Annotated in this window: 11 protein-coding genes; 7 read left to right on the top strand and 4 right to left on the bottom strand. The window is 60.4% G+C overall.

Features of this window, described 5'->3' with window-relative positions; genetic code table 11:
- Positions 1–33 precede the first annotated feature (33 nt).
- From YP76_RS18145 to YP76_RS18115, 7 genes are all read left to right on the top strand, one after another.
- On the top strand, positions 34–858 hold the full coding sequence (locus YP76_RS18145; protein ID WP_046765025.1) for a universal stress protein: 825 nt from the start codon (positions 34–36) through the stop codon (positions 856–858).
- Positions 859–1,075: 217 nt separating this feature from the next.
- Entirely contained in the window at positions 1,076–1,534 is a 459-nt protein-coding gene (locus YP76_RS18140) for a hypothetical protein (RefSeq protein WP_046765024.1), read from the top strand.
- A gap of 416 nt (positions 1,535–1,950) precedes the next feature.
- A complete protein-coding gene (locus YP76_RS28335; RefSeq protein ID WP_059140390.1) occupies positions 1,951–2,184 on the top strand; it encodes a PIN domain-containing protein in 234 nt (77 codons plus the stop codon).
- A 3-nt stretch (positions 2,185–2,187) separates the two neighbouring features.
- Positions 2,188–3,258, top strand: a complete 1,071-nt coding sequence (locus YP76_RS18130) for a DUF3800 domain-containing protein (protein ID WP_232307615.1) — start codon at positions 2,188–2,190, stop codon at positions 3,256–3,258.
- A gap of 324 nt (positions 3,259–3,582) precedes the next feature.
- Positions 3,583–4,269: a type IV toxin-antitoxin system AbiEi family antitoxin domain-containing protein gene (locus YP76_RS18125; protein WP_021243675.1), complete on the top strand. Its 687-nt coding sequence runs from the start codon at positions 3,583–3,585 to the stop codon at positions 4,267–4,269.
- The gene (locus YP76_RS18120; protein WP_021243674.1) at positions 4,262–5,122 is read left to right on the top strand and encodes a nucleotidyl transferase AbiEii/AbiGii toxin family protein; all 861 of its coding nucleotides are present in this window, start codon (positions 4,262–4,264) and stop codon (positions 5,120–5,122) included. Before YP76_RS18125 ends, YP76_RS18120 begins: the two co-directional genes overlap by 8 nt.
- Entirely contained in the window at positions 5,122–6,123 is a 1,002-nt protein-coding gene (locus YP76_RS18115) for a site-specific integrase (RefSeq protein ID WP_021243673.1), read from the top strand. The genes YP76_RS18120 and YP76_RS18115 overlap by 1 nt, the downstream gene beginning before the upstream one ends.
- Before the next feature lie 200 nt (positions 6,124–6,323).
- Here YP76_RS18115 and YP76_RS18110 read toward each other — a convergent pair whose 3' ends face one another.
- The 4 genes from YP76_RS18110 to YP76_RS18095 form a co-directional block, all read right to left on the bottom strand.
- Positions 6,324–6,719: a cupin domain-containing protein gene (locus YP76_RS18110; protein ID WP_021243672.1), complete on the bottom strand. Its 396-nt coding sequence runs from the start codon at positions 6,717–6,719 to the stop codon at positions 6,324–6,326.
- Positions 6,720–7,083: 364 nt separating this feature from the next.
- Positions 7,084–10,107 carry a MobF family relaxase gene (mobF, locus tag YP76_RS18105; protein WP_031290551.1) on the bottom strand — a complete coding sequence of 1,008 codons (3,024 nt, stop codon included), beginning with the start codon at positions 10,105–10,107 and terminating at the stop codon, positions 7,084–7,086.
- Positions 10,108–10,111: 4 nt separating this feature from the next.
- Positions 10,112–12,406 (bottom strand): type IV secretion system DNA-binding domain-containing protein, encoded by a 2,295-nt coding sequence (locus YP76_RS18100; protein WP_021243670.1) that lies wholly within the window; start codon positions 12,404–12,406, stop codon positions 10,112–10,114.
- Positions 12,396–12,686 carry a hypothetical protein gene (locus YP76_RS18095; RefSeq protein WP_021243669.1) on the bottom strand — a complete coding sequence of 97 codons (291 nt, stop codon included), beginning with the start codon at positions 12,684–12,686 and terminating at the stop codon, positions 12,396–12,398. The genes YP76_RS18100 and YP76_RS18095 overlap by 11 nt, the downstream gene beginning before the upstream one ends.
- Positions 12,687–12,793: the final 107 nt, after the last annotated feature.

The raw sequence follows: 12,793 nt of genomic DNA, 5'->3' as shown, positions 1-12,793 counted from the left end.
AGTTTGTAATGCAGACGAGAGGAGAGAAGGGACGTGCGTGACATTCTGCTGCAGGCCAACAGCCATCCCGAACCGACGCCTGACTGGGCCCTCGACAGAATGGCGGAGCTTGCTGCGCGCCTCGAGGCCAAGATTGGGATCGGCGTCTGCAAGGTTCATATTTCTCCGCTTTCGAACTGGCTGGCAAACTCGCTTCTGGACGTCGATGGCATTATCGCAGGAGAAAACAGGAAGAGCGCTGACAACGCCGATGCGCTCGTCACCGCCTTTGCATCCCGGATGCCTGCGACACATCGGGGAGAGGCGTTCCTTATCAACTGCCCGGGCACGGTCACCCATTGGCAATTCGCGGTAAGGGCAAGAACCCACGATCTGTCGGTGGTCCCGGTTTACGGGCATCGCGGATCCGTCGCTGTCGCCGAGGGGCTGATCTTTGAGTCAGGCCGTCCTGTCCTGTTGTTGCCGCACGTTCAGGCACTCAATCCTGAGAGGATCGCGATCGCCTGGGATGGCAGCCGTGTCGCAGCAAGAGCCTTGGCCGATGCGCTGCCGCTGGTACGGCTCGCAAAAGCGGTTTCCATCGTGCAGATCACCGGCGAGAAGGATTTGACGCAAGCGGCAGCCGCTGAGGACGCCATTGTTCACCTGGAACATCATGGCATCAAAGCGCAGGCCATCGACGTCCCGCTCGAGGGGCAGGATGCGGCAGCCTCTCTTCAGGCCTATTGCGAACGGAACGGTTACGATTTGCTCGTCATGGGTGCGTTCGGACACTCACGCGTACGCGAATTTGTCCTGGGCGGGGTGACCCGTTCGATCCTGGACGGGCCGCGCTTGCCGGTGTTCATTTCGCATTGATAGTCTGCGCCGTCCAAGCAGAGCTGTGTCAAAAAGATGGCGGACCGCCAAAGCTCTCTTGCACCCATCGCACTCGAGGATATGTCCTTGCTTTCGGGCGATTGGACGCCTTCGGCACAAACACTGATCTAATGGCTGGGAAGACGGAAAGAGTGGCGGCCCAGATAGACAAGAAGCTATTTCGACAATCGGCATCTCCACATCGTGGAAGCCGGGCATGAACATGCTTTCCCGCCTCGATGTCTGGCTGGGAACGACATTGTTCCATCCGCCTATCATCCTCGTCTGCCAACTCACACGGCAGTCACAATATGCGCTATACCGCGCATTGTGGTTCTTTGCCGCCTGCCATGCGACCTATTATGGCCTGACGGCAGAGAAGGGCCTGGTTTTTTCCGTCTTCATGTGGGGATGGGTTGTCGCAACTCTGGTCAACGCCACGCTCTATCCTGACCGACCGGCCCGCTCATCGGGCTTTTTCCGCGGCATCTTCTGGATATTCTTCCTTTCCGGGGCTGCTTTCGTCCCGCTCACCGGCACGGTTACCGACGGAACCGTCAGAGCACTGATCGTCCTGTTTGCAGAATATGCGGCAACGATTAAAACCATTCCGCCGCGGCGAAAAACCCTCGGTTCTTTCTCGGGAAAGCGAAAAAGCAGCCCGTCCGTCCCGTAGGCTGGATCGGCAACGCTCGGTTCGTAAATGAGCAGCACGGCATTTTTTCAGAAATGTGGCTGTTCCTCTCAGAATATCGGAAACCTCTGGCCGGTCCGTCTCGCCAAAACGGCGATCTGCACCGAGCCATCAGACGATCCCCCGATCAGCGACAGACCGGACACTGATAGTAGAAACGCCACGCCATTATGTCCGATAAATGCGATTCTCGGACACATAACATGTCGCCAATAGACATGTATGGAAGCGCCTGTGGCGACACGTTATGCTGATGCCGAAAGATTAATCAGGGAGCCTGTCATGACTGCATATAGGGCCGCGTCGTGTCAGGCAGCAGGCTGCAAATTCCCGCCGATCCGCAAGGAACTTGGGCTCGCTGGTTCAACGGCATCAATCAGCGCTGTCCATTGGCGGAAATGGTCACCACGCTTCAGGAACGGTGGTCTGGTGATGCAGAAATCGACGACACGCTCCAGTTACTCGATCTCCCTTTTGGCGAATCAACGGCGATCGCGGCCGGCAAGTTGCGCAACGGCACACGTCATGCCAGATTGTCGCTGGGCGATCGTGCTTGCCTTGCCCTCGCAAGCGAACGAGACGCGACCGCGCTTACGAACGACCGGGCCTGGACGCCCTCGGCATTGCGATAGAAGTTGCGCGTTGAGCTAGCCGCCATGGAATGCTTCCGGATCGACGAGAGTGGCTATACCGGCTTTGACCTTCTGAACGCGGAACAGCGCTTCCAGGGCGCGACGGCGGTCGCGATTGATGACAACGATGCTGCGCGGCTCATCGCCGCGCATTTCCCCAAGCTCCAGGCGCCCGAGCTCAAATTTCGCGCCCTCTCCCGCCGCCCCGCCAATCATTCGCGCCTGATCGGTCTCATGCGCGATGTCCTCGCGTCATACAAATGCGCGACCTTCGTTTGCGACAAGCGCTTCCTACTCGCGCTGATGTTCGTCGATTATGCGGTGGAGCCCTTCTACCACGCCCAAGGCATCGACTTTTACGCCGATGGCCGCAATTACGCGCTCGCCTCGCTGCTCCATAGTACGGCGCCGACGCTGCTCGGCAAAGGCGCCTACCGGCGCATTCTCGCCGCTTTCCAGCAAGCCATGAAGGACAAGACGCCTGAGAGACTGGACGCGCTCATCAGAGCGGTGCACGCCTGCGATTGGGAGCAGTTCGACGAGGCGCTAGGACCGCTTGCGGTCGGGGCGCCGGAATGTCTGCAGGCGATCCTGACGCGCGGCGTCAGCACCGATATCGCCATGATAGTCCTGCAATCGCTGATCAGCCGCATGGAGGAGATGGCTGCCGGGCCCTACCGGGTCGAACACGACCAATCGAAGAACCTGGCGACCTATCATGACCTCATCCGGCGCCTGGCTGATCATAAGGAGGCGGCAGAGTTCCGAATGTCGGCGGCCGCGCGGGTTCGGTTTCCCTTGCAGCTCACGCAACTCATCCAGGTCGATTCCAGGACGAGCCCGGCGGTGCAGATCGCCGACATCTTGATCGGGGCGGTCATCGAGGCAGGAAATACCCTGGCGGGAGTTCGCTCCGCGGGCCTCGACCCGCGTGCCATATTGTCCCTCTACGCCGAAGACCAGCTCATTCATCTGCTGCCCTCCATCGACTTCGCCGAGCAGCGGGAGTTTCGTGCGGGCACGCAAGCCGCAGGCCTGATCAACTATTATTCGGCCAACTTCGCGTCGGAGTGAGAGGTCAACTTCGTGCGCATCAGCGTCGTGCACGCGCTTGAGGTCCTGAGCGTTCGCTCAGCTCGCTGACCAAGATGACACTTGGGCACATATTCTCCCGGCTCGTGCTCTGCAGCCAGATGCCAGAAGCCAGGCTGCTTTCCTGTTGGCAACATACCTCTCGAAGACATTCTTGTCGGAAATTTGATCAATCTGCCTTCCTCCGGGGTCGGCCATGATAGGCACGCGCACGATAAATCATCCGCCAAATGGGGAATAGCGGTGCCCTCCCCTCCCCGCATAAAATTCTTGAAACTTTCATTTTTTGGAAGTATCTAGAATTTTATGAGTGCCCTCGCCTCAGCCCTTTCTGCCGGCAAGCTTGTCGGCCGCGTCTTCGACGAGCAGCAGCTCGGCGAGGCGCTTGGCGGTAGCGAAGGACGCCGCTACGCGCTGGTCAACCGGGCGATCAAGGACGGCTCGCTCATTCGCCTGAAGCGCGGGAGCTATCTGCTCGGCCAGTCCTATCGCCCGGACCCGATCCATCCTTTTGCCATCGCGCAGGCGCTCCTGCCCGGAAGCTATGTCTCATTCGAGACCGCCCTCGCCCACCATGGCTGGATTCCCGAGGCGGTTCATGCAACCGCCAGTGTCACCCCTGCCCGCAAGTCACTGGCCTATGATACCCCGACCATGGGACGGTTCACCTTCCATCCGCTTGCCCTCCATGAGTATCAGTTCCTGGTGGGTGTCGAGCGGCACAAGCTGGGCGCCCTCACCGCTTTCGTCGCAAGCCCCCTTCGCGCTCTTCTCGACCTGGTCGCCTTGCGCAAACAGCAGTGGACCGATCTCGACTGGCTGACGGGCGGCCTGCGTATCGATGAGGACCATCTTCGCGTCCTTAAGCGCAAGGAGTTCGCGGTGCTCAAGGGCGTCTACAAGCACAAGGGTGTGAACGCATTTCTGCGATCGCTGGAAAATGAGGTCCGCCCCCGTCGCCTCACTGCGTCGGGAGGCTCGATTGATGATTGAGATGCTCCAGAAAAAGTTCCGCGACTACGGGGCGACCAACGCCGTCGAGGAAGAGAACGCGACCAAGGAGATCATCCAGGAGATCGCGCTTTACGCCTTGTGGCGCGCGGACTTCTTCGATGTCGCCTTGTTCCACGGCGGGACCAGCCTGCGCATCCTCCACGCCCTTCCCCGCTTCTCCGAGGATCTTGATTTCCTGCTGCGCGCGCCCGATCCCGATTTTCAATGGGCGCCCTATCTCGCCACGCTCGTTGAGGTCTTCGGCCAGTTCGGTTTGATTCTCGAAGCGCAGCCGAAAGACAAAATGGACAGGGTCATCCGTGAAGCGGTCCTCAAGAACAGCTCGATCGCGAGCCAGCTCAACCTCAGCTTCGCCGGCTCTGGCCCCTCCCGGACGCTCAGGATCAAGCTCGAGATCGATACCAATCCCCCCGCAGGTTCCGCCGAGGCATCGACATTTCTCGATTATCCGGCCGATTATGAGGTTCGCCACCAGGATCTCGGCTCCAACTTCGCGCTCAAGATCCACACCTTGCTCTGCCAGCCCTATCTGAAGGGGAGCGACTGGTTCGACTTCTCCTGGTATGTCGCAAACCGCGTCTATCCAAATCTGCCATTGCTCAGATCAGCGCTGCTGCAAGCCGGCCCATGGCTGGGCAAGGATGCGCTGGAAATCGACGGTGCGTGGCTCATCGACACGTTGAAATCAAAGGTCACGGCGATCGACTGGGCCGAGGCGGCGGCCGATGTCGAGCGGTTCCTGCGCCCGGCGGAGGCGAAGTCGCTTGGCCTGTGGAGCGAACGATTCTTCCATGCAAAGCTCGATCAGCTTGCGAAGGGAGCGCCAGCGTGATGTCGCGCGCGCTGCTCCCCCTCTCCCCCAATTTGCCGGCCGACCTCCTTGCTGAAATCGAGGGCGCGCAGGAGACGCTTGCAGCTGCCAAGGCAAGTTCCACCCAAAAGGCCTATGCGTCGGACTGGGATCGCTTCTGCACTTTTTGCGAAGCGCGCAATGTCGAGGCATTGCCGGCTCATCCCGATGTCGTCGCGCTGTTCGCGCATGTCGAAGCCGAAGCAGGCATAGCGCCGGTCACAATCGGCCGCAGGATCGCGGCAATCAACCATCACCACAAGGAGTCCGGCTTTGCCTCGCCCATCGCGCGCGACGGTGCCGGCGTCATCGCGCAAATGATGGCCGGCGTCCGCCGGAAATATGCGCGAAAGAAGAAGCAGAAGGCGCCTGCGGAGGCTGATGTCTTGAAGGCCATGCTCGCGACTATTGAGGGCGAGGGCCTGCGAGCTTTAAGGGATCGGGCGATCCTGGCTGTGGGGATGGCGGGTGCCCTGCGACGCTCCGAGCTCGCTGCCATGCAGCTCTCCGATCTCCAGTTCGTCGAAGCGGGGCTGCGCATTACAATTCCCAAGTCCAAGCGCGATCAGGAGGGCCATGGCCAAGTCATTGCCATTCCGGATGGTCGGTTCATTCGCCCCGTTGCGCTGCTCAGAGACTGGCTCACGGCAGCGGAACTCGATCGGGCTGATCCCATCAGCGGGAAGCCCCCGATCGGTCCGGTGTTCCGAAGGCTGACGCGGTCCGACGCTTTGACCATCAGTGCGATCACCGACAAAACGGTGGCCCGCCTGGTCAAGGCGACCGCCGCTGCCGCGGGCTTGGACGAGGCTATCTATTCGGCGCACTCCCTGCGCGCAGGCTTCCTCACCCAAGCCGCAGCGGATCGCGCAAATTTGTTCAAGATGAAGGATCACTCAAGACACAAGTCACTCGAAACGGTGGCGGAATATGTCCGCGACGCAGCGATGTTCGATGACCACGCTGGACAAGATTTCTTGTAGGCGCCCCGGCTCGCACTAGATGATCAAGCAATAGGGTGGGTGCGCCTGTTTACCCTGACGATCAATCCTTGGCGGGAGCGGGCCTCAGCCGTTGCCGTGCGTAGACCGCCAATGTGGTCCGGCAGTGCGCGACGGCGGAAGCGCCCCGATCCGAAAACGCAGAACAGTAGCAAAGCTGTGCTGGGCGCGGCGAAATGCTGCTATTCGGTCGTTCTGCCGTCAAAATGCTCGTGGTCAGCTTCGGCATCGCCCTTGGTGCCATGAACGACGCCGTCCCTGTGCTCAGGCGGCGCATAGATAGTGTAGAGCTGGAGCAGACTTTCGCCTGTGTTGATGATGTTATGACGGGCCCCAGCAGGCACGATGATACCGTCGTCGCCACTGATCGGCGTTGTGACGCCATCGATGAAGACTTCTCCCTTGCCCTGTTCGACGCGGAAGAATTGATCACGGTCTTCGTGGACCTCGAGGCCGATCTCTTCCCCGGGTCGCAACGCCATCAACACAAGCTGCAGATTCTGGCCTGTGTAAAGCACACGACGGAAATCTTCGTTTTCCTCGGTGAGCTTCTCGATGTTTTTGACAAATCCTTTCATGCCGATCCGGTTATCCTTAGAATGCCGCGCTGGCCGCACATGCTAGAGCGGACGACGCCAGACTTGATCAATGGCAGCTTGAGATACCGCGATCACGAACATGCCCGCCATCCGGTATGATACTTAGCATTCAAGAGCGCAAGACCGATGCCAGACTGGCTTGCTCGGCGACCATCCGCGATAAGAGCCCCTCCAGGCGCCAATTTTTATGAGCGCTCAGCAAGAACCAGGCCAGGCCTGAATTGCGTCCTCGGACGCAACTGAACGCTCCCTGCAGCGGGGCGTGCGAAGCACTTTCATCCAAGCTTCTCCTTGCTCGAGGCAAGACAGAGCGATCGCGTTCGATGAAGACCCAAGGCCACCATCACAGATCGAGACCAAGGCTGCGTTCGGGGAGGGACAGCGGGCGAGCGACCTCCTCTGCCTTGAGGCCTGCTTCATCCCGGCCGCTCGTCGGCACTGTGGCGCTTCCGGGAAGCGGGGGCAGGTTGCCGGGCAAGGGAGGGAGATCAGGCAACTGTCCGCGGGAACCGGGATCGAACTTCCCGCGGGGATCTTGCCGGCTTGTCCCGTCGATACTCAATCTCCCGAGCGTTTCGAGGGCCGAGGTCTTGTTCCCAGCGTTCATGTCGAGCTGCCGAGCGAGCTTCTCTCTGTCGTCTACAACCATGGTGATAACGTCGCGCACACGGGTGACACCGACGTTGAACAGCCGCTGGTTCGAGAGATTGCGCTCCTGTGCCGACATGACGATGATCGCCTTATCGGTGGTCACTCCCTGTGCCATATGCATGTTCAGCGCATAGGCGAGGTCCAGCCGTGAGAGCATCGGATCGTCAGCCCCCAAAGTCAGGCAGCCACGATCTGCGGTTTCAACCGTTATCCCGCCCGCCTCCACGCCAACCACTCGTGCGATCGCCGCATTGTGAAGACCGCGATCCTTGTCATTGGCAGTCCAGCGGATGCGGTCTCCCTCACGAAGCTGGAGGGTCTTTTTCTCGTGCAGCTGAAGCCGGTCGCGCTTTTCGGTCGGTGATAACCGCTGAGGATCGATCCGAATTTTCCTTTTACCATCAGAAAGATCGACCTTGCCGTTACGATGAACCTTCAACACATTGTAGCGGCCTTCGCCGATCCCGATGTCCCGCGCTCCGCCCCGCGCCACCTCAAGCGTCTGTCCGGGTCGGTAGGTCGAGGCGAAGCGCAATTCCTCGCGCGTCATATTGACCCGTTCGGTGACGGTAAGTTGAATAGCGGCACCTTTGACCGAACCCTCCGCAACAAGGCCGTCCTGGATCGCGGCGTTGATGATCGCGCGCGCTTCGCGTCCAGACGCGAACACCGCCGTGACATCTCGATCGGAGGCTGGCAAAGCCATCCACAGATCGGCTGCGGCAGCGGCTGGTTGCGCATGCTCGATGACGCGTTCACCCAGCACTTTCATGGCCGTGCGCGCATGACCGTCATTTGCGAGCGCGGCAACAGTGCGGAGCTGATCGGTGCGCTGGCGAATGTTCTCGTCCATACGCGCCACTGTGCTGCCACCTGCCTGGACCATCGCGAAGGACTTGCCCGCATCGATCGATGAGAGCTGCTGCCGGTCGCCCACCAGGACGAGCTTGTTCACTCCCAACGCATCGCTGATTTGATGCAGCTTGAGCATATCCCTGCTCGAAACCATCGAGCTTTCGTCCACGACCAGCATGACGCCGCTCAAGGCTGCGCGCGCAGCCTCGTAACCGACTGTATCGCGCTCCGTTATATATCGCTCGTTCGCCCAGACAAACGAGGCGATCGTTCGCGCCGCGATGCCCGCACCTTCGGCAAGATCCGCCACCATCTTGTTCTGGAACGCCAGGCCGGTGATCGAACGCCCCTCAGCCTTGGCAACCTGCGCCACTGCCTGGAGCATCGTCGACTTTCCGGCGCCCGCTACCCCTTGAACGGAAACGGTACGATCCGCTGATGAGAGGATCATCGTCGCAGCGCCGAGTTGCCCTGAATTGAGCGGGCGATGCGCGACGTTCTGCAGCCTGGACGGCGCATCTGGGGCACCAAGTATCGGCTGCGCCATGTCCTTCCCCTCGTCCACGAGGCGAAGGATCGCCTCTTCCGTGCGAAGGGCCTCCGGGGTCGTCACCATTGGTCCGTTCTTGTCGGCCGCTCGCGCGACGCCCGGAATGAGCTGGCGGTTCTGCACGAGCTGCCCAATGCGTCCTTCAACCCCCTCTATGGTTACGTCCTTCATGCCAAGGTCGAGCGCGGTCTTGGCAAGCTTGTGAAGCGGCCAGGCTGCCTCTCGTTCCGACAGGATGCGAACCGCCGAGGCGACAGCAAATTGGGCGCGGGCTTGCGCGGGGGATTTGACGGCCCGGGCCAGAGCATTGTCGACGAGCGGGTCATGGGGACCAAGCAGCCCGCCCACCAGTGTGCGCGCGGCGTCAATCGCATCGACTATGGACCGATAGCCGCGTTCCAGACTGCTGTCGGGAGATGAAAGGCCAGCACGACCTTGTGCGGCGAGGGCAAGTCCCTTCCCGTCGAACCCAAGCGCCGCCGCGCGATCGATCCAATCCTGCTGCAAGGCCGCCCGATCCTCGATGCCAAGCTTGGGATCGCGTGAGCGCATCGTAATCTCGCGCAACCCTTCTGGCGAGCTGATCCCGAGCTTGGTGGCGCGCTCAAGTATCTCCACACGGCGCTGGCTGAATTCTGCCACGGCCGCCTTGGACACGCCTGCGATCTCGAAGGTCCCATGCCTGCCCTTGAGCTCAATCTGATATCCTCGTCTTTCTAGCTCGCTACGCAGATGGGCATGGTAGATTGAGCCGATGACGCTGTTGTGGGCCCAGATTTTGTCAGCGTGGAGCGCCTGCCATCTGCCATCTGGCATTTGCGTGAGATTGGCGATGACGGCGTGGATGTGCCCCTGCGGATCGAGAGCGCGGCTCGTATCGTGCTGGAAGAGGGCATAGACAAGGTTACCTGACTGGACCGGAACCTTTCGTCCCTCCACATCGCGACGCCCTTGCGCGAGGTTCTGCTCGACCCAGGCCATGGTCTTTCGGACCGCAGTCATGTTGGCTTCGAGAATCCGCTTGTCGCCAGCCACATAGGCCTGGATCGAAGCCGATTTGGGCATGGAGAAGGTCAGGTCAACACCGGCCCGTCGATTTTCCACCTGAGCAATGGCTTCGCCGCCGGGCAGGATACCGTTAAGCGCTGCTTCAAAGGCATCCTTGGTGACCTCCCCCGAAAGGCCGAGCGTCTTCGCCCCCTCTCCGGCCCAGCTCGTCATCTCGGAGGACCCCTCGACGGTATAGTAGTCATCCTTCGCGAAATAATTCGCGGCACCCGAAGCAGAGCGGACAGGGGCGACCGAGAGCATCTTTTCAGATCCCCATGTCCGCGCCATCCTGATCGCGGCCGGAATGGAACGCCTGCCGCAATTCTACCAGCGTCAGGTCTTCTGCGCGGGGAGGATGGGCGCTCTCACCCTCCCGCGCTCGGGACAGGGTTTGTCGCTCAGCCTGGGCCTCCGAAGCCGGACGCGAGGTACGGTCCTTCTCCACCGAATGGCGCGAGGAAGCCGGCTGGCGGGGATCAGCGCTGAGGGCACCCGCGCGTCCTGCTCCACGATGCTCCTCCCAGGCCTCAGCGGAGCGGACATCGGCGGCCGCGTGCCCGGAGAGGCAGCCGGGTTCCACGACCTGTTGCACGACCTGGCCTGCACCATCGCGGCCACCACCCTCCCCTCCCTCTTCCTCGAAGACTTTTTCGCCGCGTCTTGACCTTACAGGCTGGATATCCGGCCGAGGGATGAAGCCCTGCGCGACGCTCGGATAGTCCTTCCATGCAAGGCGAATTCTCGCGGCAGGAAAACCGTCGGGAAATTTCACAAAACCGTGCATCGATGGCAGGTTCGTGATGTCGTCGGCTATGACAAGAGGTTCCACCTGCTTTCGCGGAGTCAAGGTCGAGGCATCGCGCGTATTGTTATAGCCATAGCTATAGGCTTCATCCATCTGGCGTACCTCGCGGTTGCCGATATAGCGCGCGCACTGCTCCGCAGTATCGAGATCCGCGGTCGCGAGGATGAGTTTGGAGCGCGCCAGCGATGCAAGATTGCGGGCACCCTGCTCACCATAGACCTCAACCAGTTTCTCGAAGCTGTGCAGCCCCAGGACCATGGCGCCGCCAAAAGCGCGCGCGGTCTGCAGACCATTCTCGATCGCGGGCAATCTGTGCAGTGCTCCGAGTTCGTCAAACAGGAACCAAGTCCGCAATGACCATGTTCGAGGAAGGGTCATGAGACGATTGATGGCAAGGTCCATCCAGAGCGTCAGCAGCGGCCGGTTCATCGGCAGGTCGATATAATTTGACGTCACGAACAGAATCGAACCTGGCTTCTTGTCGCGCGTGATCCAGTCACGGATCGAGAAGGCCTCACCCTCGTCCGGCAGGAAACGCAGGACCTGTGCATTGGTGTTGAATACGGCGCGGATTGATTCCGCCATGCGGGCCGCTTCCGGAGCAGTCAGCGGATCGGCAATGGTGTTCGCAAGAACATGGTGAACACGTTTGAGGTCCGCGGTCATTAGATTCTCGGAGAGCGCAAGATTACTGGTCAGGCCGCGTTCCTGGAGGCGCACGCACATCTCGATGAACAAAGTGCGCGCAGCGAGCGCCCAGAAGGGTTCCGACGCCCCCCCGTCCGAGGGAATAAGCGCGGCCGCCGCCGCGGTGAATTCGCTATGGCTGCGGCAGTCATTGAAGATCGACCAGGCCGGACAACGCGCATCCATCGGATTGAGGATCGTATCGCGCTCGGGATCGTAGAATGCCTCCACATAGGCGCCGGTCAAATCGAAAATGACTGCTGTATCCTGGCGCTCGCGCATCTGTGCCACCAGGCTCCTGATTTCGGTGGTCTTGCCCGATCCGGTCGTACCAATCACCATCGTGTGGGATTGCTCGGTCCGATGCGGATAGGGGATACCGGCCAGCATGTAGGGGTGATGGATACCGCTGTCCTTGCGGACCCTGAACGGAAGCGCCAATATCTGTCGTGCCGGCACCCCAGGCAGCAGGCTGCGTGCCTCCTCCTCGAACTTTATGCGATTATGTTCACCGATCTCCGACTGGAGGATAGAACGCTCCACAAGCATGGCGCCTCGCTCATGCCGTTCCTGAAGGATCGACCGCCCCCGACGGCGGGAGAGATCGACGAACCAGATCGCCAGCGGAATGGTGACGAACACCGAGACCAGGAAGGCGCCGAGCAGCCCGCGAACCGCAATAGCCCAAGCCTTGATGACGTCGGGGATACAGGGGACGGACTGCATGACCGTTCGCACGATCTCGCCATCTGGAAGCGTGACGTTCACCCGCTTGTTCGGATCCAGGCCGATCCAGTTCCACAGTCCTGAGTAGGTTTTCATGCAGATGAGCTGGAAGCCATGCTCATCGAGCTTGATTGACACAATGATAGACCAAGCGGTGGCGAAAGCGAATAACCACAGGATAAACGGTAGCTTGGCGCCCGAAAACCACATCATCATCTCGTGGGTGATGAGCTGACTACCACGCGTGAAATTACCAGCGTTGCGCTGGACTTCACCCCGGGCGCTATGATGGACGAGAGGGATCGACCGACCATTGGAGCGGATGTCATCCTTAGGCGCCATGATATAGCTCCAGTCGCTTGTCGGTTTCCGCGATGATGCGGTCGCGATATTCAGGAAATCGCTCGCGAATGATGATGTCGATCGCAAGTTGCTGGAACTCGCTGATCCTGGCGATCCGCCGTTGGCTCGCGGTCAGCAATTGACCTGATGCGAGGAAATTATCGACAGCTGCGCGCAGGAGATCTGACGCCGAGCAGCCACGCTCTTGGGCGAGCGCAACAAGTCGGTCGTATTTGGTCCGATCGATCCGGACCGTGCAATGTTTGTTGGGAGTTGTCACACCAAGCCTCCTAGCAGGGAGGCCGGCAGGGTCTGGGAAAGCGCTTCCTTCTATATCTCACCGAGATTGGGGAGGCAAGAATATCCCGTCAGGCGGCGCGGGCGTGG

Origin of the sequence: Sphingobium chungbukense, assembly GCF_001005725.1 — a bacterium.
In the GTDB taxonomy this organism is placed as follows: Bacteria; Pseudomonadota; Alphaproteobacteria; order Sphingomonadales; family Sphingomonadaceae; genus Sphingobium; species Sphingobium chungbukense.
Note: the sequence above shows the minus strand (reverse complement) of the source record. Positions and strands in the feature narration are given on the sequence as shown.

Excerpts from the sequence above, each read along its gene's own strand:
- YP76_RS18140 (WP_046765024.1), top strand. The coding sequence starts at position 1,076 with ATGAACATGCTTTCCCGCCTCGATGTCTGGCTGGGAACGACATTGTTC.
- YP76_RS28335 (WP_059140390.1), top strand. The coding sequence starts at position 1,951 with ATGGTCACCACGCTTCAGGAACGGTGGTCTGGTGATGCAGAAATCGAC.
- YP76_RS18125 (WP_021243675.1), top strand. The coding sequence starts at position 3,583 with ATGAGTGCCCTCGCCTCAGCCCTTTCTGCCGGCAAGCTTGTCGGCCGC.
- YP76_RS18120 (WP_021243674.1), top strand. The coding sequence starts at position 4,262 with ATGATTGAGATGCTCCAGAAAAAGTTCCGCGACTACGGGGCGACCAAC.
- YP76_RS18115 (WP_021243673.1), top strand. The coding sequence starts at position 5,122 with ATGTCGCGCGCGCTGCTCCCCCTCTCCCCCAATTTGCCGGCCGACCTC.
- YP76_RS18110 (WP_021243672.1), bottom strand. The coding sequence starts at position 6,719 with ATGAAAGGATTTGTCAAAAACATCGAGAAGCTCACCGAGGAAAACGAA.
- mobF (WP_031290551.1), bottom strand. The coding sequence starts at position 10,107 with ATGCTCTCGGTCGCCCCTGTCCGCTCTGCTTCGGGTGCCGCGAATTAT.
- YP76_RS18100 (WP_021243670.1), bottom strand. The coding sequence starts at position 12,406 with ATGGCGCCTAAGGATGACATCCGCTCCAATGGTCGGTCGATCCCTCTC.